Annotated in this window: 21 protein-coding genes; 5 read left to right on the top strand and 16 right to left on the bottom strand. The window is 44.9% G+C overall.

Features of this window, described 5'->3' with window-relative positions; translation table 11 throughout:
* Window positions 1-98: 98 nt before the first annotated feature.
* From QT998_RS20925 to nfi, 10 genes are all read right to left on the bottom strand, one after another.
* Complete coding sequence (locus tag QT998_RS20925) at window positions 99-1,181, bottom strand: AI-2E family transporter (RefSeq protein ID WP_194065742.1); 1,083 nt, start codon at window positions 1,179-1,181, stop codon at window positions 99-101.
* A 263-nt stretch (window positions 1,182-1,444) separates the two neighbouring features.
* Entirely contained in the window at window positions 1,445-2,536 is a 1,092-nt protein-coding gene (locus QT998_RS20920) for a D-alanine--D-alanine ligase family protein (protein WP_333117444.1), read from the bottom strand.
* Window positions 2,537-2,656: 120 nt separating this feature from the next.
* On the bottom strand, window positions 2,657-3,058 hold the full coding sequence (locus tag QT998_RS20915; protein WP_333117442.1) for a hypothetical protein: 402 nt from the start codon (window positions 3,056-3,058) through the stop codon (window positions 2,657-2,659).
* Between the two features lie 197 nt (window positions 3,059-3,255).
* Window positions 3,256-4,596 (bottom strand): tRNA (N6-isopentenyl adenosine(37)-C2)-methylthiotransferase MiaB, encoded by a 1,341-nt coding sequence (miaB, locus tag QT998_RS20910; RefSeq protein ID WP_333117441.1) that lies wholly within the window; start codon window positions 4,594-4,596, stop codon window positions 3,256-3,258.
* 289 nt (window positions 4,597-4,885) lie between these two features.
* The gene (locus QT998_RS20905) at window positions 4,886-6,022 is read right to left on the bottom strand and encodes a DNA cytosine methyltransferase (RefSeq protein ID WP_333117439.1); all 1,137 of its coding nucleotides are present in this window, start codon (window positions 6,020-6,022) and stop codon (window positions 4,886-4,888) included.
* 308 nt (window positions 6,023-6,330) lie between these two features.
* On the bottom strand, window positions 6,331-6,759 hold the full coding sequence (locus QT998_RS20900) for a hypothetical protein (RefSeq protein WP_333117438.1): 429 nt from the start codon (window positions 6,757-6,759) through the stop codon (window positions 6,331-6,333).
* Window positions 6,760-7,007: 248 nt separating this feature from the next.
* The gene (locus tag QT998_RS20895) at window positions 7,008-9,011 is read right to left on the bottom strand and encodes an FHA domain-containing protein (RefSeq protein ID WP_333117437.1); all 2,004 of its coding nucleotides are present in this window, start codon (window positions 9,009-9,011) and stop codon (window positions 7,008-7,010) included.
* 863 nt (window positions 9,012-9,874) lie between these two features.
* Window positions 9,875-10,402, bottom strand: coding sequence for an FHA domain-containing protein (locus QT998_RS20890; protein WP_333086847.1), 528 nt, complete (start codon window positions 10,400-10,402; stop codon window positions 9,875-9,877).
* Between the two features lie 597 nt (window positions 10,403-10,999).
* Window positions 11,000-11,287: a KGG domain-containing protein gene (locus tag QT998_RS20885; protein ID WP_333086846.1), complete on the bottom strand. Its 288-nt coding sequence runs from the start codon at window positions 11,285-11,287 to the stop codon at window positions 11,000-11,002.
* A 542-nt stretch (window positions 11,288-11,829) separates the two neighbouring features.
* A complete protein-coding gene (nfi, locus tag QT998_RS20880; RefSeq protein WP_333086845.1) occupies window positions 11,830-12,483 on the bottom strand; it encodes a deoxyribonuclease V in 654 nt (217 codons plus the stop codon).
* A gap of 558 nt (window positions 12,484-13,041) precedes the next feature.
* Between nfi and QT998_RS20875 the strand changes: the two genes are divergently transcribed.
* The 3 genes from QT998_RS20875 (at window position 13,042) to QT998_RS20865 (ending at window position 18,032) form a co-directional block, all read left to right on the top strand.
* Window positions 13,042-13,875, top strand: a complete 834-nt coding sequence (locus QT998_RS20875) for a prohibitin family protein (RefSeq protein ID WP_333117435.1) — start codon at window positions 13,042-13,044, stop codon at window positions 13,873-13,875.
* Between the two features lie 295 nt (window positions 13,876-14,170).
* Window positions 14,171-17,182: an EAL domain-containing protein gene (locus tag QT998_RS20870; protein ID WP_333086843.1), complete on the top strand. Its 3,012-nt coding sequence runs from the start codon at window positions 14,171-14,173 to the stop codon at window positions 17,180-17,182.
* 133 nt (window positions 17,183-17,315) lie between these two features.
* Window positions 17,316-18,032 (top strand): Uma2 family endonuclease, encoded by a 717-nt coding sequence (locus QT998_RS20865; protein WP_333086842.1) that lies wholly within the window; start codon window positions 17,316-17,318, stop codon window positions 18,030-18,032.
* Between the two features lie 59 nt (window positions 18,033-18,091).
* Here QT998_RS20865 and QT998_RS20860 read toward each other — a convergent pair whose 3' ends face one another.
* From QT998_RS20860 to QT998_RS20850, 3 genes are read right to left on the bottom strand one after another with little or no spacing between them, the layout of a single operon-like run.
* On the bottom strand, window positions 18,092-19,552 hold the full coding sequence (locus QT998_RS20860; protein WP_333086840.1) for a DUF1802 family protein: 1,461 nt from the start codon (window positions 19,550-19,552) through the stop codon (window positions 18,092-18,094).
* A 4-nt stretch (window positions 19,553-19,556) separates the two neighbouring features.
* Window positions 19,557-21,458, bottom strand: a complete 1,902-nt coding sequence (locus QT998_RS20855) for a hypothetical protein (protein ID WP_333086839.1) — start codon at window positions 21,456-21,458, stop codon at window positions 19,557-19,559.
* Between the two features lie 54 nt (window positions 21,459-21,512).
* Window positions 21,513-22,232 (bottom strand): hypothetical protein, encoded by a 720-nt coding sequence (locus tag QT998_RS20850; protein WP_333086838.1) that lies wholly within the window; start codon window positions 22,230-22,232, stop codon window positions 21,513-21,515.
* 145 nt (window positions 22,233-22,377) lie between these two features.
* Between QT998_RS20850 and QT998_RS20845 the strand changes: the two genes are divergently transcribed.
* Together QT998_RS20845 and QT998_RS20840 are read left to right on the top strand one after the other, a co-directional pair.
* Complete coding sequence (locus QT998_RS20845) at window positions 22,378-22,725, top strand: hypothetical protein (RefSeq protein ID WP_333117432.1); 348 nt, start codon at window positions 22,378-22,380, stop codon at window positions 22,723-22,725.
* A gap of 84 nt (window positions 22,726-22,809) precedes the next feature.
* Complete coding sequence (locus tag QT998_RS20840; protein WP_333117431.1) at window positions 22,810-23,289, top strand: rhodanese-like domain-containing protein; 480 nt, start codon at window positions 22,810-22,812, stop codon at window positions 23,287-23,289.
* Window positions 23,290-23,450: 161 nt separating this feature from the next.
* Here the strand turns inward: QT998_RS20840 and QT998_RS20835 are convergent, their stop codons facing one another.
* The 3 genes from QT998_RS20835 to secG all read right to left on the bottom strand — a co-directional run bounded on the left by QT998_RS20835 (window position 23,451) and on the right by secG (window position 25,102).
* On the bottom strand, window positions 23,451-23,918 hold the full coding sequence (locus tag QT998_RS20835) for a bis(5'-nucleosyl)-tetraphosphatase (RefSeq protein ID WP_333117429.1): 468 nt from the start codon (window positions 23,916-23,918) through the stop codon (window positions 23,451-23,453).
* Between the two features lie 109 nt (window positions 23,919-24,027).
* Window positions 24,028-24,759: a peptidase gene (locus QT998_RS20830; protein ID WP_333117427.1), complete on the bottom strand. Its 732-nt coding sequence runs from the start codon at window positions 24,757-24,759 to the stop codon at window positions 24,028-24,030.
* Window positions 24,760-24,862: 103 nt separating this feature from the next.
* Window positions 24,863-25,102, bottom strand: coding sequence for a preprotein translocase subunit SecG (gene secG, locus QT998_RS20825; RefSeq protein ID WP_194065723.1), 240 nt, complete (start codon window positions 25,100-25,102; stop codon window positions 24,863-24,865).
* Window positions 25,103-25,399: the final 297 nt, after the last annotated feature.

Raw genomic sequence — 25,399 nt, 5'->3', positions numbered from 1 at the left:
TGCAGTCAAAACCTGAGTCTTGACTGCAAAGGCGATCGGGGTTATTTTACGGGCTGCGAGATCGTTCCCAATTTTAAAATCTCAAATCTAAAATAGTATTATTGCTCCATAGGTTCAATAGCATTAACCTCATCAATTTCCATCGATTTGTGCCTAGAAATTTCCCAAGCATCAACAGCATTCTTAATAAAACCGGCCATCGGCACCGCAACTATCAAACCTGCTAATCCCGCAACTTTCACCCCTATTAGCAGCGACACTAAAATCCACACGGGATTCAAGCCGATAAAACCGCCTAATAACCGAGGAGCTACCCCGCTTTCAATGACTTGATCGATTATGGTAGCAACAGCTAAAACTGTGACACCAAGCCAAAAGTTGTTTAATGTAATCAGCAAACTGACAACGCAAATACTAAAAGGTGCCCCGAAGGGAATCATCGTCATTACACCCACACCCAAACCGAACAGCAAGCCGAAGGGAACTCGTAAAATTAAAAAAGCCACAGTCATCGATAGTCCCATCAAACCCGCCAAAGTTGCTTGGCCGACGAAGTAGTTGTGGAAACTTCGCGCCAGCAACAGTCGCAATTGCAAGCTCAGTTTGGAAGGTAGCCACTTAAATAATCCTTCCCACAGGCGATCGCCGTGCAAGAGCAAGTAAAATGTCAGGACTATTGTCAGGAGAAAATTCACGGCACTGTCTGCCGCACCCAAACCAAATTTGAGGATTTCGCCCGTGAGAAACTGCAATTGAGCTGAAAGTCGATCGTTCAATTGAGCAGTTAAACTGGTAATATCAATGCGGAGATTTCGATTTTCCACCCACTTGTTAAATGCTTCAATCTGTTGCGTCCCAGAAACTATCCAAGTTGGCAGCCTCGTGGCGAGTTCAGTGACTTGATTGAGCAAAATAGGAGCCAGAGTGATAGTTAAAACCACTAATATCAGTAAAGTCAAAAACAATACCGACAAAACTGCCCGATCGCGCTTCAAACCATATCTGCGGAGAAAGCGCACCGGATAATCTAGCAAAAAAGAGAACACTGTAGCGACTACCAAAACGGTAATCAGGGCCCGAAAATATTCAAAAACCAGCAGCGCTAACCAGCAGTTGAGTACCGTTAGCGGAAAGAACAATCCGTAAGTCCACCAATGCGACAGTTGAGTGAAACGTCTCATCTAAGTTAACCCAGTTAAAATTGGAGATGCCTGATGCGAGATTGACACTGCTATTCGCGGTTCTGGGTCAACCATTTTATGTTGAATTTATTTATACCAGCCTGCAGAAAATCATCAGTTGCTCGACCAGCCGCAGAAATTGAGCTGCTGGCAGGCATTGCCTGCCAGAACCATCTTATATCGTTTCCGCCAGTATAAATATATTACCTGCGGAATAACTTACTTTTTGCTGTTGCTACCAAAACAGGATAGCGACTCGCGATTCAACCTTTTTTCCCGTGCCGTTCGAGAGCTAATTGAATTAAACAATCTACTAATTCTGGAAAAGGAATGCCGTCCGCCGCCCACATTTGAGGATACATACTGGTAGCTGTAAAACCTGGGAAAGTATTAATTTCATTAATCAAAACTTCTCCCGTCGATTCAATGTAGAAAAAATCTACTCGCGCTAAACCGGCTGCGTCTACAGCCAAAAACGCTTGAACTGCCATTTCTTGAATTTGCGAGGCGATCGCATCGCTAACTTTTGCCGGGATTGAGCAATCGGATTGTCCCTCAGCATATTTAGTTTCATAGTCGTAGAAATCGCTTTTAAAAGTAATTTCTCCCACCGTAGAAGCTTTTGGGTTGTCATTGCCCAAAACCGCACATTCTAACTCTCTAGCCACCACACCCGCTTCCACAATTATCCGCCTGTCGTAGCTAGCAGCGCTGTCGAGGGCCGCTTCTAATTCAGCGCGCGATCGAGCCTTAGAAATTCCCACAGACGAACCCAAATTCGCGGGTTTTACAAAGCAAGGATAACCCAAACTTTCCTCAATTTTGTCGCACAGTTTGGGGAAAACGCAAGGATTAGACCAAATATCGGAACGGTTGACAGCGACATATTTTACCTGCGGCAAACCAACTTGAGCAAAAGCCATTTTCATCGCAATTTTATCCATTCCCAGCGCCGATCCCAAAACCCCGGAACCGACAAAAGGAATTTGCAATAATTTAAGCAACCCTTGCACCGTACCGTCTTCGCCGTTGGGCCCGTGCAAAACCGGGAACCAAACATCTACGGAATTAAAATTAGGAAATTGCGGCAGTGGAGAAGACAAAGTAGAGTTTTCGGGTTCTCCTTGTGCTGTTTGCGACTCTATTTCCAGAGATTTTCCTGTTTCTAAAACTTGTTGTGGTGTCGCGCCCGACAGCCAGCGGCCGTCTTTTTGGATGTAAAAGGGCAGAACTTCGTATTTAGAGGCATTTGCATCAGCAGCGAGGGCACGGGCGATCGCCCGCGCCGAACTAATCGAAACTTCATGTTCGCCCGATCGCCCGCCGAAGAGTAACCCGATCCGCATCTTCGTCATTTTTCAATACTCCCGGTACTTTTTGACAAATATACACGCACTTAGCGCAGCTAGGCCAGGAAGTACGAGACAGCAAGTGAGAATCGAGGGTAAGGAAACTTGGGCTATTATCAGCTATAGCTACTCCGGCTGTATAGGTTTCACAAAACTGCTGCGAGCCCGAACAAAACAATTACTCGGCCCGCCGACGCCCTCACTTTTTGCCACAAAAAACCAAGGTTTATGTCGATCGTCATACAAAACCCCCAATCCGCTAGGGCCGAGATAGATTTCAAAATTCTGCCCTTGTTTCAAAGTACCAACAACAGGCCAACTGCCAATATTTAAATCTATCTTGCTCCCCGGATCTTCAATTTCCCGAATCGAATGAGTTCCCATGCGACAGTTGAGACCGTTCGGGTCAGAATCTACCACTTCCCAATATTGGTGCGAAGTTCTTGTATATTCTCCGTCTTCGTTTGGCTGCGGCAAATCAGCTTGGGAAGCAGACTGTTGTTCGTCAAATTCTGAACTTTGTGTCATGAACTTAAACCCTCTTTTCTTAATATAAATTAACTCAATTTAACCCTCCGCCACCAAACAAGGTTCGTAGTGAGGACTTTAGTCTGCATCCATAACAAGGACTCGCATTCCGAGCGATCGAACTAATCTTTCTGTAAGGTGCTTGCGGGCGCACCCTACAACATAATAGAGGTTTTTGGGAAGTTTTGTCAAAGCCCTTATAACATTTCCCCAGTCAAACTAAAAGCGCGAATATCTGTAATTTTAACCCCCACAATTTTACCAGCCAACTGTGCAATATCGCCTTTAAAAAAAGTGAGGCGATTGCCGCGAGTGCGTCCCATCACCTGACTTGAATCCTTAAGATTCTGAACTTCCACCAAAACCTCCTCAGTGCGTCCGAAATAGCGCTGCGATCGTTCCATCGCCGTTGTTGTGACTACATGATTGATCCGTTGCAGGCGATCGGCCTTCACCTCCTCACTCAACTGATTTTCCCACAAAGCAGCAGGCGTTCCCGGGCGAGGCGAATAAGCCGCCGTATTCACCAAATCAAAACCAACATCTTCGATCAACTTCAGAGTCTTCTCAAACTGCGCCTCCGTCTCCCCCGGAAAACCCACAATCGCATCAGCAGTAATCGAAGCATCCGGCATATAACCGCGAATCATATCAACAATCCGGCGGTACTTCTCCTGAGTATAACCCCGCGACATCGCCTTCAAAATATCATTATCTCCCGACTGAAAAGGCACATGAAAATGTTCGCAAACCTGCGGCAACTCCGCACAAGCCTTAATCAATCTTTCATTAAAATAGCGCGGGTGGCTAGTAGCAAATCTGAGGCGATCGACCCCAGGAACATCCTGCACAAAATAAAGCAAATCCGTCAAAGTATGCTGGTTGCTACCGTCCGGTTTCGTCCCAGGCAAATCGCGCCCGTAAGCATCAATATTCTGCCCCAATAAAGTCACCTCCTTGTAACCTTGACGGCCCAACTCCTCCATTTCTGCCCGAATAGCCTCCGGCATTCGCGACTGTTCAACCCCGCGAACATTCGGCACAACACAATAAGTGCAGCGTTCATTACAGCCATAAATTACATTCACCCAAGCAGTCACCTTACTATCGCGGCGAGGCTTAGTAATATCCTCCATAATCTCAACAGCTTCAGTCGCCACAACTTGATTTCCCTGAAAAACTTCTTCCAGCAAATCTTCGAGTCGGTTAGCGTGTTGCGGCCCCATTACTAAATCCAATTCCGGCACTCTGCGAAGCAGCGCTTCACCTTCCTGCTGCGCCACGCATCCAGCCACAACTAAAGTCAAACCAGGTTCTTTGCGCTTGCGATGAGCCTGCCTTCCCAGGTTAGAATAAACTCTTTGTTCGGCATTGTCGCGAATCGTGCAAGTATTGTAGAGAATCAAGCTAGCTTCGTTCGGGTCTTCCGAGAACTCAAAGCCCATATTTTCCAGAATGCCGGCCATCCGTTCCGAGTCGGCTTTATTCATCTGGCATCCGAAAGTAGTGATGTGATAGCGGCGGGGTTTAACAGTCATGGCGAATTGCAGGCAAATAAAAAATCTAGGTTTTCAAGCTTAACCAACTATTATATAACAAGTCTCGACGCTTTGTGAAATTTGATTTTTTTTAATTCATTAAAAAACAACTTTCACAAACCTGTAGGGTGTGTGAGACGCGGCGATTAACTTGCGCCACCAATCAATAAATCTTAAACCGCGCCTCACGCACCAAAATCTAGTTATCGCGGTGCGTGAGGGTGAAAAATCTCACAATTTGAATTAAAAAATTACTCGCCCTCACACACCCTACAGCTAAAATATCTATTTAATTTAAAAACTGATAAATTGTTTGAGCAATTCCCCGCGCCGCCAAATAAGGAACTCCATTTCCCACAGTTTTAAACATATTAGTTAATGTCATATTTTCTGGTAGCGCGAACTCTTTTGGTAGCGACTGAATCGCCAGTGTTTCTGCAACAGAAAGCCTGCGAACTTTGTAAGGGTGCAAGTGAACTTCGTTATTGCCGTAACAAGCAGTCGGGGAATAACGCCACCGGTGCAAACGCTTGTAAGATTTTTTAGAATCATCTCCCTCATCGACAGTAGCAAATCTTTTAATTCCCGCTCTTGGTTGAAAATAATGTTGGGCATTAGGATGGTTGGCAACATCATTTTTTTGGAACCAGAACTGTACTGTTAACTCTTTCGGAACGCTATCAGGACAAGGCAAAAAACTATCGCTGACAAAGGCATTTATTTCAGGCCAAAGACAAGCAAAAACTTCAGATTTTGGATATAATATCTGATTCGACCAAGGAAATAAATTTTCAGGCAACATCGGGCTATTTTTATCTAAATAAATACCCATATTTTTAACAATATCTTTTTGGAAACCGATTAAAATAATCCTGTCTCTATCTTGCGGGACACCGTATTCGATCGCATTTATTAACCTTTCCACAAAAACATATCCCGAATCAGCCAACTTAAGCTTGAGTTCATCGTAAAAAGCTTTATGCTTTTTAGTTCTCCACAACCCTTTGACATTTTCAAACAAAAAGAAATCCGGCTGCTGCTGACAAATCAATTCAATGTACGAAGCTGAAAGTTGACCTTTATCTCCTTCCCCACCTCGGTTTTTGCCACCAATAGAAAAATCAGGACAAGGTGGCCCAGCAATAAATCCAATAATATCGTGATGCTTGCGGGCATCCTGCATCAATTCCCGCAAATGAAGTGCTGGTTTTCCCTCTACAAGTCGAGTCACATCTGCTTCCTCTCCTTCGCAGTGTCCGTATTCTGGCTGCGGCAAATTTAGACACTGGCGAGAGTAGCGGTATGCTTGCATAAAAGGTGGGAAAATTTCATTGACATACACTACATTAAAGCCGCTTAATTCAAAACCGAGGTCAAGGAATCCCGAACCGGAAAAAAAAGAAAATACACAAGGAAGAGAGTGCATTAAATCATCCCATTTATTTAATAAAAAGCTTACTATAAATTCGGGTTTGTTATCCCTTTTATCGCTCGGCGGTTGAAACCGCTACTACACACACAAAGTCGGCCTGCGCCGACTCAAAAATAAACAGTGTCTCAAACCCTGATTTCGGATTACTATAAATTCAGTTGAGCGTGTACCTTCGGCTGGCCCAAAATAGACTTTTCCTTGCCGGTATGCGCTACCAAATTCTGCCTGATATGGAAAAGTTAATCTGCCTGATATCTGCGGTTTTACTTCAAATCAAAAAAATACGCAACTCAAATCTATGCTTAAAACCACTGGCCGCCTCGAAAACGCCAGGAGGGAAAAAAAATCCGCATCAGTGTTTGCGATGCCAGATAAATAGCCAGCCACACTAAACTATAATGCAGTGCAAAAGCTCGCAAGTCAAAATCTTGGGCAGGTATTCCCGGCAAACCAATAATCTTGATTAAAAATAACACAAAAAGCGCTTCCCAAATCCCGGCAAGCAATTGAAATACACCGGGCCAATCTCGATCCCAGCGAAACTGCTGGATATAGATATATAAGGCATCCCAGCCGAGGCCAAAAATTGCTAGATAGCCTAAAATCAAGAAAAAGATTGAGCCGGATTTGGTTGTCATTAACCCCATAAAAAAGGGCAGTGTTACTAAAACGCCTACGGTTGCAAATAGCAGTAAGCGAGTTTGCCAGCGGCCGAATAAGGTGGGAGTCATGCGATTTTAGATTTTAGATTGGGAATTGGGCATAGGGCATAGGGCATAGGGCATTGGGAATTGGGAATTGGGAATTGGGAATGGGGAATTGGGAATTGGGCATTGGAGCTAACAAATAACAAATAACAAATAACAAATAACAAACAACAAACAACAAACAACAAATAACAAATAACAAACAACAAACAACAAACAACAAACAACAAATAACAAATAACCAATAACCAATAACCAATGACTTCTTCAAATTAGTCTGGAGATTTATTTAAAATCCATTTTAACCATTGCATGAACGATCGCCAAACGTTCAATTTGCCGACACCCGGAACTCTGTCAACCGCGAGACTTTCAACAGAACGCAGGGCGGCGTATTGCAAGCCCAAAAAGCTGTCCACAGGCGCGTAAGCCCCGCCCAAAGTAATCGCGCCCGCTGCGTACACTCGCCCTTCTCCGTGGGTGGGGGAAGTGTTACGCAATTCGGGGACTTCAAAATTTTTGTGCACACTCAGCCGCCCCAAATTGTTGAGGGGAAGATTGTATTGAACTACCAAATCGTTTAACAGGGGACTGGTTTTTACTTTAGCGTCCAAACCCGTAGCATCAATTATAAAATCAGCTTCTAACTTAATTTGCCCCTTGAGTTCTTTTTCCTGAATGTACGTCACGGTGCGGTTTTGACTGTCGCGCTCGACTCGCTCGACTTCGCCGAAGGTAATTTGATACCATCCTTGACTTAAACCTTCTTTGACTATCCGCCGCCAGTCGCTGCGGTTGGCTGTAGTGGTGCCGCCCCAGTCTGCAAGCAACTGCGGGCGCAATTCTGGTTGAGCTTTTTCTAAAAGTACGCGGAGTTCCCCGCCCCAGGAGGCTTTGGGCCAGTTGAAAGGTTGAAATTCGTAGTGATTTTCGACTTGTCGCACGGCGAGGTTAAATTTGTTGCCTTGGGGTTTGGCCGATCGCATCAAATGCAATACTTGAATGTTGCGGTTGCGCTGTCTGGCTTCGTAAATTCGCTGCACAACGCGAGAAGCTACAATCCCTCGGCCTCTAATTAAGACGCTGCCGCCCTTAGCCTCCAATTTTTGGTAAACGCTGTCGTGGTTTTCATAGGCGTTGACAACAGAGTTAAAATCCTGGGTTTTTTCGCGGTATTCCTGCAAGTCTGGCAAAAATTGAATCGCGGGATAGCCGGTGGCTAAGTGTACGTATTTGGCGATTAAAAAAGCACGATCGCGACGATCGGCATTCGATCGAGAATAAGCGATCGCGTACCTGCCGTCATCTGTTTTGCGAATGGCCCGCACTCTCCCGTAGCGAAACATCTGACTCCACCCAATTCGCAGAGTTTCCCTGTCAATCGCATCAAACACATTTCCGGCGCGAGGCGTATAAGTTTCGGCAAAAGTCGGTTCGGCAAACACCCGCCACATCAACTTCAGCGATACAATCAACCGCCCTTTGAGCAATTCCTGCCAAGCTTCCCGCAAAGCATAGGGAGGCCAGCCCCAAATGTTGTCTGGGCAAGCGTCAGAATTCGATCGCAGCCTTTCCTGCAGCGGAATTTGAGAATTTAGGCATAACCGGCGGTAGCGAGCGTAAGGCTGCTCTTCCATGCCCAAAACCGCAATTCGATCAACTTTCACGCCGCAAATTCTCAGCAAATCCACCCAAATAAAGCTGCCCAAGCCGCCCCCAACGGCGGCCCAATCAACTTCGACTAGAGGGAGTCCCATCGATTGGAGCGATCGCACGGTTATTTGATTCGCCTGCAAAAATGCGATCGGCGGAAATTCTCCGCTACTAGCTGTTTGAGGATGTGGCGAAACCATTGGCGGCGCGATCGACGGGTCTGGCCGATTGGTCTGCGGGTTAAAGAAAATGTGAGAATTGACAGAGTGGATTTCTGCGGAATTCACAGCAAAGGAAATGCCGATCGCGTAGGGCCCGATTTGCAACATATCCCCGTTGGCCAGCACGCACCGGTTTTGGCGGGTACCGTTGACAAAAGTACCGTTGCGGCTGCCGGTGTCAGTAATTACGATACTGTCGCCTTCGGTAGCAATGACTCCGTGAAAGCGAGAAATTTGACTGCTGCTGAGGGCAATTCGAGAAACTCGTTTCCCGTTGATTGTGGCGGGCATAGCTTCAAAAATTCGTCCCAAGGCGATCGGCAAGTCGAGTATCGGAGAGTGACAATCCCCGGTAGTTGTGTCTTTCCAAGTCAGTCGCAGGCGCAAGGGTTGAGGATTCATTATGATGATTTTTTAAACATTAGCCGTCGGCTTTGAGCTTTCTTTGACCAAATATTTTTGAATTTGAGGGTTATGGTTTGATATCAAATCCTCTCTTCATCGGAATAGTAAATTCACTCTTGACTGTTGACTGTTGACTGTTAACCGTTAACAGTTAACATCATGTATGAGTGCAACCGGAATTGATTTGAGATGAGAGCTGATATCACAAACTTTAGTATTTTTAGGCGCACGGGGAGTTAGAAACTACGCAGTTCGGTAGACTTATGCAGGAATTACGCATTAAAACCAAAGAAACCTGGTTTTTTGCCCTTACTCTGGGTGAAAACGCGCTTTTTGGTAAAAAAAACCTGGTTTATGACCCCCCGTCCGTCTAGAAATATTCTGGTTGCTGGGCCCGACATTTCCCTAGAAACCGGGTTTATACCATTTATAAAAAATGTTGCAACAATAAAATTGTTGGACGCAGTGAAACGGAGGGTTGTTTAGTTCACCCAATGTATTAAGGTGCGTCGCTATTAGATTGTCACTTTTTTTTAGAGATTGTCGATGTATCCATACCCTACATATACTGTTGCATTAATTTGGAAAATTGGTATGAGTAAGGTAAATGCGCGGATATATTTAAGTGTGGGCGGCTTCGGTTCACTTTACCCGCGAGATTTTGAAGGGAAAATGAGCTGGGGGAAACGCTAGGATTTTAGCGAGAGCATCTGGGACATGGCAAAAAGGATGTTTTTTTGAGAGCGATCGCACCTCAAATGCAAAGCACAGATGTACCAGATCCTAGCATCGGCGATCGCCCTAGCCTCTGTCTCAAATCAAAAATTAAAAATCTAGCTACAATCAAAAATCAAAAATCATCAAGGAGAAAGCACCACACTCATCGCCGCAGCCAGAGAAGTACCGCACCACGGACACCCCGCACTCAACTGCGCGTAAGGCGAAACGCGGCTGCACTTGGGACACTGCAAACCATATTTTGAAGGCCCTGTCGGCGGGGAAGAACTTGGAACCGCCGGGCCGAGTAAAACTGTCTGCGGCGCGGCTACTTGTACCGCAGGCGCAGACACCACATCGATTTGCACTTGGCCTAAATGGATCCGGCTGTCGGATCTCAATGTTGCTTCGCCGGAGGCGAGAATTTTTCCGTCTACCAGCGGGGGATTGGTGGGGCGCAAATTCCGCACTGCATATTCTTGCAATTCTCGATCAAAAAATATTTCGATGTGGAGTCCCGATACGCTGCGATCGTCCAATACTAGATCGCATTTTGCCCGATCGCGCCCCAGTCTTACGGTTCCCGGATTTTTGCTCGGCTGTCCGTGTTGAATCGTGTGAGTTTGACGCACCCCAGCCTCTATCCATGTTAAAGTTAGCTGGTTTATCATAATTTTATTGTTCCCTGAACATATAAAATATTTTACCTATTTATATCAAGACTTCGGCTTGTTTTTGGGCTTGCGCGATCGGGCATAAAAGCCAGGTTTCTACGACGAGTTTTGGGTTTTGTAATCAGAATGTCTGCAAAGAAACCGGGTTTCTGACGTCACAAGGGTGATCGCCCAAGCTATACCTCTGATATCATTTTCGGCAGATTAACCGCAATTAGTAAGGTTCGTAGTACGGTTTTTGTTATGGTAATAGATCGGACTTGATGTGAAAAAATATTTTGTTAACTTCAACAAAAAAGCCCCTACTTTGGGGCTTTTCGTATTCCTATCGGCTTTGTTTGAGAAATCGAATCGCGCAGTTTGCAAGCTTTTTTTTCCTGAAAAATTCTGCACCCGACTTGCGCTTTGTTATTGATTTGCCGGCGATTGCTTGCTAATCACTAATGGCTGCGGGGTTTTTGCAGTTGTCAAGCGGGGCGCTGTTTGCGATTTTTTGATGTGGCGATCAAACTCGCTGATTGCGGGAATTCGATCGCCCTACTTCCTCAAACGCGAGCGTTTGCTCGTTTCGTTGCAGCCAAAGGTTTAAGAGAATTAACTTTCGCTCTTGCGGCTTTTCTTACCACCTTCTCGACCAATTTGAGCCATGTGTTCCCGATTTCTACTGACAGCTTCACCACCTTTTTGACCAGCTTGTCTGGCTTCTTCCGAAGTAAATTCGTGGGCTGTTCCTTTCGCGTGTGCAGCTTTTCCACCTTTGCTAGCAATTGCGCGCTGTTTTTCGGCATCCATAGAAGCGAATCCGCGTTTGCTTTTCTCAGCCATGACTGTCTCCTTGTGTTTTTTCTGATTTTTTAGCTCGATCGCGCCTTCGCCTCCCACTGTAATTGGTATTTCCAGTCAGTGGTGAGATATCAGACGGTAAATTATCAAACACCATCGCGCGAATTTAAACTGTTGGTTTAAGTCGCAGAATGACTGTTTTGTAATTTACAAATGTGAACTAAAAATAGTTCACGCCCGGGCACTGTAATTAGAGCCGCCCATGTTTAAGCAGTTTACCGTCTTTCAATCATTCTATAAATTCCTCAACTTTTATACCTCTTTCTCAGGTATAGTCATTCTTTAGTTCGCTAGAAGGATGGAACCGAAAGCCTATTGGCGGTAAACTCAGAGGATTTTTCGACAAGGGGGCGACACTTCAAAAATTTCAAGTCTAAAGACGGATACTTTTTTGGTCTTTTTACTTTTCTTTTTTTGTGTTCCCACCCAAAAATCGATACTTGCTTTCCGACTTCACCCCGGTCGAGATCGAAATTTTAGACAAGAGTTCAATCTCCGGTGATTCACGGCGCTGCAAGTCAAATCCCCAATCGAAAATGCTAGAAATGCGAAAATTCACCTAGTCCTTCCGGGCTTGTCAGTTATTCCGCTGTTAGTCGATCGGCCGATCGAGTTGTTTCAGGCAAGCGATATCTTGGGGTGCAGCGCAGGACGTACTCGATCGCACTTATCAAGTTTATTCTGTGACCGATCGATACATAAATCGGTTTTACCCCTGTTTGCGTCCTCAGCGCTGCCCCTACGATCGATCCATCCTCCAGCAAGGGCTGCCAACTGCCCCGTTCGAGTCCTACTTCTGAATGTTCTCCAATAAATCGAGTTTTGGCAACTCCGATCGTCGCAATTCCCGTCAAAACTCCCAAATGGCAGGCAAGACCGAACCTGCGGGGGTGAGCGAGTCCTTGACCATCGCACAATATCAAATCTGGTTTCAAACTGATATTTTCTAAAGCGTCCAGGACTGCAGGCACTTCTCGAAAAGACAGGAAACCGGGAATGTAAGGAAAAGCTGTAGGACTGCGAACCACAGACTGCTGCTGCAATTGCAAGTCGGGAAAGCTCAGAACTGTGACAGCGGCTAGCGATACGCTGTCTGCACTGTTGTAGCCGACATCTACGCCTGCGACATACCGAACTGTCTCAAGTTGATTTTCGGTAATTACCAATGGCCGGAGGTGTTCTTGAATGGCGATCGCCTCTTCAATTGTTTCGGGCCAAGGGTGTCGCTGCCACATTAGATATCTTGATTCAACCGTTCTCATCTAAGTTTAACTTATTTTCTGCCATTTTTCATCTCGGATTTTGATCCTTGGTCGCTATAAATTCACTACTGATATACGGAGTCTTTTTTATACCCGTAAGGCTTGAGTAAGGCGGGCCCAGACCCATTCTACAAATAGAGTCCGATATTCACAAAAATTACCTGTTCGAGCCGGATTTTTGAGCTTTCTCAAAAGCTTTTGAGCTTCCAGCGCCCTTTGATAGCTTGCTAAAGAGCGATCGAGCTATCTATTCAATTCTGGATCTAAAATCATCACCATTGTCAAGATATTGAAACATTTATTTATCAATAAATTCAACCTGGCACAAGTCCCATAATTAATATCACAACATTAAGCTAACGGAAATATTATGCTTTTGCATTTTAGAGGCTCTCCGATCGGAAAATTCCTATGACTTTTATGAATCAAATAAATTAATTTATGAGTTGTTGCATCATTAATATAAAGTTATCATCTTAGATAGCGAAGAGAAAACTAACATCCAGTAAAACAACCTAGCTGAATTAACCTATGAAAACCGTGCCAAGTGTTAAGTACAACCTAGCTCTCTACATCGTCGGTGGCATCGTCTTCATCATCGCCGCCTTAATTTTAAAACCTTTTACCATCGTCGGCCCAGGGGAACGGGGCGTAATGATGCGCTTCGGCAAAGTTCAAGACGCGATTTTAGATGAAGGCATCCACCCGATTTTACCGATATTCACCTCTGTAAAAACTCTCAGCGTACGGGTACAAAAAACTGATTTGAAAGCAGATGCAGCCTCCAAAGATTTGCAAAGCATTACTACAGATTTGGCAGTTAACTGGAATGTTGACCCTGCCAAAGTTAATCAAGTTTTCCAACAAGTGGGAGACGAAGAAAAAATTGTTACCAGCATTCTGAGTCCGGCAATTTCGGAAGTTCTCAAAGCAGCAACTTCTAAAAAAACAGCCGAAGAAATTATCACTAAACGGACGGAACTAAAAACAGAAATCGACAACAGCCTCAAAAAGCGTTTGGAACCTTACGGTGTCATCGTCAGAGATGTTTCGTTAATAAATTTTGGCTTTTCGCCAGAATTTAGCAAGGCCATCGAAGCCAAACAGATAGCAGAACAAGAAGCCAAACAAGCAGAATTTACAGTTAAAAAAGCAACCCAAGATGCTCAAGCCCAAATTAACCGCGCTAAGGGGCAAGCCGAAGCTCAACGCTTGCAGCGGCAAACTTTAACTTCAGAAATTTTGCAGCAGCAAGCGATTGAAAAGTGGAACGGCCAGTTTCCGACAGTAATGGGAGGAGGCGGAACTTTGCCGTTAATTAATATTGCGCCGCCGAGTTCTCAAGCTGCAACTAATGTTAAATAAACTGCTGCAGATTGTGATAGCCGGGGCGCGGGGAGAAGGAGAGAAGAGAAAAGGGGGAGAAGGAGTGAGGGTCTGAGGGCATGAGGGGGGAGGAATTCAGGGTTATTTGCTGCGTTCGCGAAAATGTGCTTTTTTTTAAAGGCGCAACACCAATAGTAGAAAATACAGCGAACAACGCTGGGTGAAATCCTGCGTATTTTAACGCCAAGATACAATTTACGTGGCGGACACCCAGAAAAACGCTAAAGTAAGAAACAACTCGGAAATTGTAAAGGTTTGCTTGAAAGTTCGGCTGATGGGAGATCGGGAGAACCAGTCAATTTCTAATTTAGATGAAGTCGGGGATGTCGGCGATCGCCATACGGCCTCAGATCCTCTGTGGCTGCGCGATCGAGCTTTGGCAGTTACTAGCAACGCTATTATCATTGCTGATGCCATTGCACCAGACTGTCCCATACTTTATTGCAATCCTGCCTTTGAGCGGATCACGGGTTACTGCGCCGATGAAGTGTTGGGGCGCAACTGCCGATTTTTGCAAGGTTCCGATACGGATCGCACTACGGTAGCTAAGATCCGCGAAGCCTTGCGCCAAGGTCGAGAAATCCAGACAACAATCAAAAATTATCGCAAAGACGGCACTCCTTTTTGGAGCAAATTGTCTCTATATCCCCTGCGAGACGACAGCGGTAAATTGACTCACTTCGTAGGCGTTCAGTCGGACTTGTCGGAACGCATAGAAGTACAGGAAGCTTTGCAGCAAGCTAACGACCAACTGCAAACGATTTTGGAAGCAGTTCCGGGAACAGTGTCTTGGATTAGCTCGGATTTTCGCTATTTGGGGGTTAACCAGCACTTAGCCAAACTGCACGGTTTGCCGCCGTCGGCTTTTGTCGGTCAAGATATCGGTTTTCTGGGCGCGAGCGAGGATTTTCATTCTTTTGTGGTGGAGTTTTTTGCCGGCGACGCTACGGAAGCGATTAAAGAACTCAGTGCTAAGGTGAAAAATGAGGGCGGACAGTCGGCGGGACATTATTTGATTGTGGCTCAAAAGTACGATCGGGGGAACGCCGCTTGTCTGGTAGGGATTGACATTACCGAACGCAAGCGGGCAGAAGAAGCTTTGGTGCTGACTCGCAAGGCGGTGGAAAGTTCGAGCGACGCGATCGGCATGAGTGATGCCAACGGCACTCACATTTATCAAAATCAAGCGTTTTCTCAGCTATTTGAATGGGACACCGCAGAGGAATTGAAACTCGCTGGAGGTATACCGACAGTTTTTGCAGACTCCGCCGTCGCTACGGAGGTACTGGACACGATCGCCCTAGGCTATTCTTGGTCTGGTGAAGTTACCAACCGCACAAAAAGTGGCGAAATTGTGCAAGTGCTGCTGCGGGCCGATGCTATTAAAGACCCCACCGGGAAAATTGTCGGTCTGATTTACATGAATACCGACATTACCGATCGCAAGCGCACGGAACAAGAACTGCGACAAAGCGAGAAGCGTTTTCGATCGCTGATTGAAAATGCTAGAGACATTATTGTAATTCTGGATGAGAAAGGCTTTTGCCGCTATGTCTCTCCTTCCGCCGAGCGGATTTTGGGCTACCCGACGGCGGAAGTGCTCGGCCGCTCTGTATTTGATTTGATTCACCCTGACGAATTGCCGATGGTGGCTCAAGTTTTCCAAGGTGTCATGGAAATGCCGAAAGTTGGCATAGGATTGGCGGAATACCGAGTGCGGCACAAGGACGGTTTCTGGTGCGTTTTGGAAGCGGTGGCGACGAATTTGCTCGCGGAACCTTCGGTGCGGGGAATTGTCGTCAACTGTCACGACGTGACTGAGCGCAAGGTGGCTGAAGACCAATTGTTGCACGATGCTTTTCACGACGCGCTGACAGAGTTGCCGAACCGCGCTTTGTTGACTGACAGGTTGGGGCAAGCTTTTGCCCGCGTCAAACGGCATCCGAGCTATCAGTTTGCGGTGCTGTTTCTGGATTTGGACAGGTTTAAGGTGATTAATGACAGCCAGGGGCACGGGACTGGCGATCGGCTGTTGGTGGCTGTGGCCCGCCGTCTCTTGACTTGTTTGCGGCCTGGGGATACGGCGGCTCGTCTGGGGGGAGATGAGTTTGTGATTTTGCTGGAAGAAATTCAAGGTGTTGATGAAGCCATCACCCAAGCAAAGGGAATTCTTAAGGCGATCGAACGACCGCTCTATTTGGAAGGTCATAAAGTTTTAATTACTGCTAGTATCGGCATTGCTTTGAGTACCGACAAATATCAGTTACCTGGAGATATTTTGCGCGATGCTGATATTGCGATGTACCGGGCAAAAGCTCTCGGTAAAGCTCGCTACGAAGTGTTTACCAGTGCGATGCACGCTCAGGCTGTGGCTTTGATGCACTTGGAACACGATTTGCGGGAGTCGGTTGAAGAACTGAATTTGACATATTCAATTGTGAATTTCGGAGGTGGGCTGGTGGGGGAAAACTCTCCTTTATCCGAAATAGATCGCCTGCGGGAGCGTCTGAAATCACAATTGGCTACTCCTCTTAAATTGGAATGTCCTTTTACTGTTTATTATCAGCCGATCGTTTGTTTAAAAAGCGGTTCAGTTATTGGATTTGAGGCGCTGGTGCGCTGGCTGCACCCGGAAAGGGGTTTGGTTTCCCCGATGGAATTTATTGCGATGGCTGAGGAAACAGGCTTAATTATGCCTTTGGGTTTGTGGGTTTTGAATGAAAGCTGCCACCAAATTATTCAGTGGCAAAGTTTGAATTTACCTGTGGGAAATTCGCGTCTGACAGTAGCAGTAAATCTTTCCGGGAGACAGTTTTCGGCAACTGATTCGATCGAGCAAATTAAGCAAGTTTTGCTGAAAACGGGTGTTGATGCTCGCTGTTTGAAGTTGGAGATTACTGAGAGTGTGGTGATGGAAGATGGGGAAGCGGCGGCGGCGATGCTTTCGCAGTTGAGAGACTTGGGGATCGGGCTGTGTATTGATGATTTCGGTACTGGTTATTCATCTCTGAGTTATTTGCACAAGTTCCCGATTAATATTTTGAAGGTCGATCGCTCTTTTGTCAGTCGCATTGGGGAAATGGGCGAAAATTTGGAAATCGTGCGGGCGATCGTCATGTTGGCGCGCAGTTTGGGGATGGAGGTAGTGGCAGAAGGTGTCGAAACCGCCGTCCAATTGGCTCAAATGCGGGCGATCGGCTGCGAGTACGGTCAAGGGTACTTTTTCTCTAAACCTCTCGATAGTGAGGCAGCTACAGCCTTGTTGAGGCGATCGCCCAAATGGTGAACTGAACTAAATATTTAACCGGATCAAATTGCTTGATTGTCAATAAGGGCGATCGAGCTTTTCGTACTCAATGCCTTGAGTGTTCAAATCAAAATTGAGTATAATAGAAAACTATCGAGATCGGTAAAAATATATGTCTCAATCTATTGTGCCAGTAGCAGAAGAAAAACAGCTCGATACTTCGCCGACCTTAACTTTTGAAGAATACCGATTTTATCAAGGAGAATCTGATGTAAAATATGAACTGTACAAAGGCAAATTAATCCCGATGCCAACAGCAACAGTTTTACACATCAAAATTTGCGAATATTTAGTTTACCAATTGCAGCGTTACCTAGCTGAACACAATCTCGACTTAGTAGTAAAAACTGGTTTGGGAGTGAGAACAGATGAAGATAAATCTCGGATTCCCGATGTAGTTGTCTGCACTCAAAGTCTTTTGGAACAAGCTGCTGCTAGACCCGGTGCAGGTATCCTCGAATTTGATGAAAAGCCGCTGTTAGTGGTAGAAGTAGTCAGCGAAAATCGCCGCGAAGATTACGTAATCAAACGCGGAGAGTACGAATTAGCGAATGTGCCAGAATATTGCATTGTTGACCCTAAAACTGGCAAGCAAAAAATCCGGCTTTTTGCATTGATTGAAGGTGAAGATGGTTACACGTATACAGATTTCTTGCCGGGTGATGAAATGGAATCTGTAGTATTTCCCAATCTGAGATTATCAGTCAATGAAATTTTAGATCCGCCATTGGTGGAAGGGTTAATTAAGGCAGAACAAGCTCAATTGCAGAAAGCTGAAAGGTTGGCGGCGAGGTTGCGGGAGTTGGGGGTAGATCCTGATGCTGTGTAGGAAATTGGATGAAGTACGTGAAGCGAATTTATCCCGAAGGGAATCGCCCTTGAGGTATCTCAATCATCTAGCGGCAAGTCGCGCAGGAAATAAAAGCGATCGCTTTGCCAATTTTCTCCTTTAATTCGCCCCACATAATTTGTCAAAGGAGAGGAAAGCTCAACTAGAATTTCGTGCAAGTCTTTGGGTGATAACGGTCTAAGTGCATTAGACATTGAATAAGCACCACTAACAGCCTCGACACTTGCTCGTTCAAAACCACTCTTTTCCTGATACTTTTTCAAACTATGCAGAACATCTGATCGCACTTTAATTTCTTGTTCAACTTGCTCAATATATTTAGCAACTTCATCATCAGATTGTCCCGGTTTTAAGTATTCTTTCAGTTTAAATAAATCCACCGAGTTAGGATAGTTGCTTTGAAGTTTAACCAGTTTTTCCAGCGTTTCAGGGTTCATAATTGCCATACCGTGTTTTTTTGCTGCATCCATAAGTTGAGTAGTTGGAACGCCAGGGCCAATAATCAACTTAGTTGCTTTTGCGAGGGTTTCTTTATCTGGGAGGCGTAGCGTTCCTAAATTCAGCAATTGAACTGCTGTATCGTTAGGGATTTTTTTACCGGCTTTGCACTCGCCAACTAAGGGGTAAGGTTTTGAGCATAATAAATCTAAGCCACCAGCACCACCTTTGTGAGCATAATCTATGGTAAATCCCAAAAACTCAAGGCTATCGCGCACTACAATTTCAAAGTCTGTTCCTGCTTGATAGTTGCTTTTGTTTGTATCTAGTTCTTTGGTGCGATTTCCCAAAGCTGCTATGGTATTTATCCAAGCTAAATCCGGTTTGATTGGTTTTACAGGCTTATCGCTACTCCAACCTAGAAACATTTTGATTTCTGCCTCTAGTTGTTTGGCTTTTGGGTTGGTGGTGGATAAATGCACTAATGCACTTTGCAAATCTTCCCATTCTGGATGTTCAGGAGGCTCTAATTTTTCCAGCTTTTGACGGCGTTTGGCAAAGATAGACTCACTCAACACTGGCGTTGCATCAGTAACGTTTAGAGACTTTGGCAAAGATACAAAATTGCCGCTGGGATGCACTGGCATTTCCAGCGGCTGAGGTAGCAGATAAACGCGAAGATGAGTTAGAAAAATATTACGTCGTTGCAGGAGAGTTTGCTGTAATGCCTCTGTTGTCCAGACTGTTAACTGCGACAAAGCCTCTAATGATTCGGAATCGTTTAGTATTTGACACCATTCGCATTTAGCCCAAGCTTTTATCAAAATCGTCTCAGAAGTTAACTGAGAAAATGAGGTTTTAGCAACTGGTAAAAAACTCGATCGGTAGTATTGCTCATGGGGGAGCAAATTAATCGAGATATTGGCTGGATATAGGGCAAATGACCTACCAGGCTCGATGAAAATTCGAGGCATGGCTGCAATCACTCGCCCTTCGATTAAAGCTTCCACATCTGGCGCAGGTAACTGCAAAGCCGTATCAAGAAAAACAGAATAACTCATCCACTTATTGACCTAATAATTTATCAAGTGCTTCGTCGAGGTTGTTAATTTCCGTTGTATCAGGTATGAAGGTACTTTCAACTATCTCATTTTCATCAACCAACCCATCAGGAATTTGACCTGACGGATCGCTAAGAATTTCACAAATTAGATAATTTTCAGTTGCGAGCTTTTTCTGAACAATAAACTGCTGTATTTGGTCTTCGGTTAGCTCGTAATCTGTGTGAGCCTTGTTGACCAAATAAATGGCTAATAGAGGCTTGATATCTTCACTTGCAAGCTTGACAAATTCTCCACCTAGTTCTTGAGAAAGAAGTTTGTCTAAACACTGTTTCCCTACAGTATTCGGTTTAACATCTTTAGAACGAACTAAACAACCGCGAGTCATATCAAACTTTTGATAATCAATTAATCGCTTTAATGCGGCACTTACAAATCTTGCCCCAGATTCTTGAACAACTGCTACTACTATCTTAACAGATTTTCCATTTTCTTTGCCTCGAATTCTAAAGTGGAGATAACCTCTGTCTGCTGCTTTAGTTTGTACCTTTTCAATCTCCTCAACTTGCACTTTTTCCACACTCTTGCCTTTTAGTGCCAGCAAGCCAAAATATAGAGCTTCCGCTAAAATACTGCTATCCTCAAAATATTTCTCGATTGTTTCCTCAAGTGCATTCAGTTCATTGTTAAAAGCAAGTTCAACTTGATGGAGTGGATCTGGTGCGGTTTGCGGTGGAGGATCACCAGGCACTTTCCAATTCTTAGCACACTCCTCTAAAACCTTTCTGACAATTAACTTTTCTTTTCCCAGTTCTCTCAGTTCACCTTCATCAAAAGGATAAACAGGATCAGGTGGAATTAAATCTTTACTGTCATAAAATTGTTCGAGCCATTGAGAAACTAGAGTCACTACATCATCAGCATTGAGATACTTTAAATCAAAAATCTTTTCACCCATTCTAGCTGTGACTGACTCTGCCTGCGGTAATGATCTAATGTTAAACCAAGTTTCATCAAACATAGCTGTCATTAAGACACCTCGTTTAATTTTACTGTACAAGTCTTTTACTAAGAGTGCGACGACCTGCGCCCTGTTGAAACCAGCTTCATTCCGATCTACACTCTCTAACTCATCAAAGCCAATTACTAGAGTTCTATAATCACCGATTAAGTCTAAAATTTGGCAAACAGTCTGCAATGCTTCGCCTTCTTTATCCTCTTCTGTAGAATTTGGCAAACCCATTGCATCAGCTTGTGCCTGTGCCAAGGCTCTTCCAGATAGCCAGTTGGTTGCAAAACTCACTTTATCTAAAGAAAGTGTCCACAGAATAGCCTGGATCAAATATGGATTTTCGATGTTTGGCTTAAGTCGAAGCACTTTGGCAGTTAAGGCATCAACTAATTTAGGCTTTTCAGCTAATTCCCCAGAAAATTGCTTGACTAGCTGCTGAGGTATGTAAGTTTCCCCTAATGCCTCATTGATCAAAGCAGTTGCTAATTCTTGCCACTGCATTACGCCTTCGTTACCCATCTGTTTCAGGCTTGAGGACAAAGTATTTAGAAAGTTAGCGTTGACTCGGTTTAAGTTTCCATAGTCTACGTCGCTCATATAAACAAAGAAAGAGCCACCTTCATCTAGAAGCCGGCCGCGAATCCGACTGATTAGGTGGCTTTTTCCTAGACCTTTTTCAGCTCTGATCGTGATGCCACTAACTGTGCGATACCCGGCACGAATTTGCTCAATTGCCTGAAAAATACCATCAGAGGCGTGAGCATTGATAGAGGGAACGTCAGGAAAACTTGGCTTCCAAATATCATTGCTCCTGACTATTAACGATCTGTCAAAAGGGTTTTGACTTGCAATAGCTTTACTGAGATATGCGATTGAGGAGTGAAAGTCATTCATCGTTTTGTGTGCGTGTGAAGATAAAGGAGCGAATGCACTACGAACTCAAGTTAATTAGGTTAAACGCTTGACATAGCAGCGCAAACCGTTCACTTTTGTGGTGATAGAATCTTCGATTTTGTCGGGGGCGCTGTCTTCTACACTGCCACCTATTAGCTGCAAAATATCTTGAGCCTGCATTTCCAACAGCCACTGATTGAACTCCGATCGCCCTACCCTTTCTCCGATCGCCCGACGCATCCGATAAATCGGCACTAAATCGTCTAAGTTATAATCCCGGTTCAAGCTGTCATACACATCCAGCGCCACAGCCTTAAAATCCTCATAGGATGCGATCGCCCCTGCATCCCCTTTCCCCGCCTCAACCCCAACACCCGCCGCACCATCCTGATGCCGAATCCACTTCAACAAAGCATTTCCCAGCCGAGTACCAATTTGAGAACCATCAAACTCAAACAGAGAATCAGCACTTTTCAAGCCATCCGCCAAAACTTCTTTCCCCTTGGCGCTCAACTCCACCAGCGTCACCCGATTTACCAGCGAATACTCGATCGCCCCAGTCGCCTGCAACTCGCCGAGCACTTCCACATATCTCTGACTCGTCTCATTAGTCCGCACAATCCGCTTAGTCAACTCCCCCTTTTTCACCTTCATCTTCCCGCCGCTCAAATCCCACAAATTCAGCAGTACCCGAACTTTCGCCTTCGCATCCCACACCGCTTGCTCTTCGGGTGTCAAAGTTTTAGACACTGCAATTTCACTGTTTTCAGACATATCCATACCTTTAAATACCTATTGTTAGTATCAAATCTTACCAGAAATTTTGCAGAAAAACCTCTCAATTTTTCAGCAAAATAGCGCACCATACCGCCCACAGCATCCAGCAATTTTCATTTTAAAATAATTAGGATTGACCAAAGTGTCATCATTTGATACAATGCTCAACCGAACGAGCGATCGCACTTCAAAACATCCGCTGCAAACAATACCAATTTTCAAAATTCATACCAGAGAATTCCCAGGCTGCAGATACCGCAATAAATCCCCACAGTCGATCGACTTTTCGAGTACATCCGCACCTCAACAACAAAGTAAAAAAAAACAAAATTTCTTTTTTGGCATTGTTTTAAACAACTGGTATAAAATCGCACTTTTCAATCAAAACAATCCGCAGCCGGGGCATGAACAGGTTAACAAGCTCAACAAATATAGCGTTCCCAACAGCAGTCAACCACCAGCAATTCAACTCAACTGCGACTTTAGTTAAATACCCGATTATGCCTTTAGAAAGACGCATTCAACTTACACATCTCGTTACATTGCTATCAAAGCATTCAATACAAATGTAGCCATGAAAACTATTCCCGACCAAATTTCCGACATCAAAGAAAAACTTCCCGACCTTACTTCCACCCCTCCCGCTTTAAGAGCCCAAGTATCCAGCCACGACCTCAAAGCCCGTTTAGATTGGGGCGAACCAGGACTTACAATCATTGACGTGCGCGATTTTGAAAGCTTCAACAAAAGTCGCATTACCGGCGCAGTACCGATGCCAATGGACGAATTAGTAGAGCGCGCAAAATCTAGTCTAGAAACCGTTCGCGACATCTACATCTACGGCGAAAGCGACGCACAAACAGCAGAAGCCGCCAATCTTCTCCGCGCCGCCGGCTTTAGAAAAGTAGCCGAACTAAAAGGCGGAATTCCAGCTTGGAAAGCCATCGACGGCCCCATCGACGGCGCAGTCGAACACGGCAATCCAGGCCCCGATGCCTACAACGTTTTCGCTCGCCTAGAACATCACGCCAAAATCCAGAAAACCCACAAATAATCTCACATAATACCTAGATACCCGACTTCTTCAAGAAGTCGGGTATCTAACAGAACAATTTGTTTGCAGTCAGGACTTCAGTCCTTAGCGAATTAAAGTTTTAATAGAGAACTAAAGTCCTGACTGTAAACTTAATTATGATTAGATAAGCGGATTTGATATTAACTATTTTTTTTATCGTCCAAAAATGCTTTAACTTCCCTCAAAATCTGCCGATTTCCATCAAAAGTAATCAGCTTAACTGCATCCTCAAAGGAACTCCAGGCAGAATTTTGAACTTCCTCCACTTGCAACTGAACTTCCATTGAATTTACAAAAGCCAAAAAGTAAGTAACAGTCTTTTCAATTGATTCTCCTTCCTTCGCAGAGGAATAATGTTGCACAGAACTAGGCTTCCCTTCCTTAACAAAGGAATAACGTTCCACAAAACTAGGCTCCTCAAGCACTTCACAATCGCGGATGCCAGTTTCCTCCTCAAACTCCCGCTTCGCCGTTTCTAGCGCTGATTCCCCCGGATTTGCGTGACCTTTAGGAAAAGCCCAATGTCCGGCTTGATGTTGAATCAACAAAAACAAACTATCAGTTTCTGTCGCAAAAACTGGCACAATGCCAAAAGCTTCATCTTTCATATTTCTTCTCTTTGCTATTAATAACTAATCGGAATCTTCTCTTAGTCCACGCAGGTAGACTTCGTTTGTGTAGACGCGATTTCCAATCGCCGGGAATTTGTGGTTTAAACTACAATTCCCACCCCAACCGAGTTGGCTGCTGATAAACCCGCTTCAAAGTATTAACATCCCTCGCAGAAATAGGGGGAGGATTGCGTACCTGAGAAAAATAAAGCACATCAGTCTCCATCGAACTGTGGCCCCAAATTCCCAAGGCGTGGCCTAACTCGTGCCGCGCCGTCGCCGCAACATACTTACCCACTTGATTGGGATTCAAATAAACCGAAAACCGATGAGATAAAACAGTTTTATCGTCATCTCGACGGGCGTACAATTTATAGGTAGATTCCCCAGAGCGCGATCGCAAAACCCCTTGACGCAAAGGCGGAGCCCGACGTAAAATTCTAATATCAGCCACCTCCGAACTATTCACCACTTCCAAAGGCAAATAAACCCCCCATTCCCGCACAACATCCAACACAGCCGCCATCCATTCTTCAGACTTATTAGCATCAGCGGGACGCTCAACATAAACCTGAATCGGGAACTTCGACCACAGCAAATGACCAACATTCGGTGGCTTAACCCGATCGAAATAATCACCGCTATTTGTTGAATCCTGCCAATTTTCCAACATTGGCGGCAAAGGGTGAACCTGTGGAGGCGGCCAACTATTCTCCAGAACAGAAACACTAGCAGCAGGAGTATTAACCTGACTAAAAATTATCAGGATAAAACAACATAAAGCCAATCCCCAACCAGCCAGCAATCGATTTTTGATCCTAACTTTCCCCAACCGCATTGTTCCGCCCGCAAGTCAACACAAATAAACGCAGATTAATGCAAACTATCTCAAATTTATATCTGCGTCAATCTGCGTTTATTTGCGGTTAAAAATCCTCATCTTACGACGCAGGAGTCAACCAACCAGCACTCAAAATTACAGTCAAACCCATAAAAACAATACACAAACCCCAAGTAATGCGATTCAGAGTCGTTTCCGCACTCTTAGCGCTAGTAAACAATTGAGCTTGTCCGCCAATCCCTCCAATACCATCGCCTTTAGGGCTGTGCAGCAACACCAAAACCACAAGTCCTAGAGCCGACAAAGACCAGATCATTTGTAACAGAGAAACAATATTCATAATCGGGGGGTAATTGGTAATTAGTAATCAGTAATTTATTATGATATCAAATTCGGTCGATCGCGCACAACCTCGGTTAGACACGGCACTGCCTTTCATCGTGCCAATTTAACCCTGAAAACCTTGAGAAATCTCGCTTTTACCCGAAGCCCGATCTCCCCTTAGCTTGCCCCCTACTCCCCCTTAATAAGGGGGGGACAGGATTCTTCTCAAAGTCCCCCTTCTTAAGGAGGATTTAGAGGGATCTCCGAGGATTTTGGTTCTACACAGAGATGTGTGTACACCGTAGCTTAAGAA

Source organism: Microcoleus sp. S1D4, assembly GCF_036700765.1.
In the GTDB taxonomy this organism is placed as follows: Bacteria; Cyanobacteriota; Cyanobacteriia; order Cyanobacteriales; family Microcoleaceae; genus Microcoleus.
Note: the sequence above shows the minus strand (reverse complement) of the source record. Positions and strands in the feature narration are given on the sequence as shown.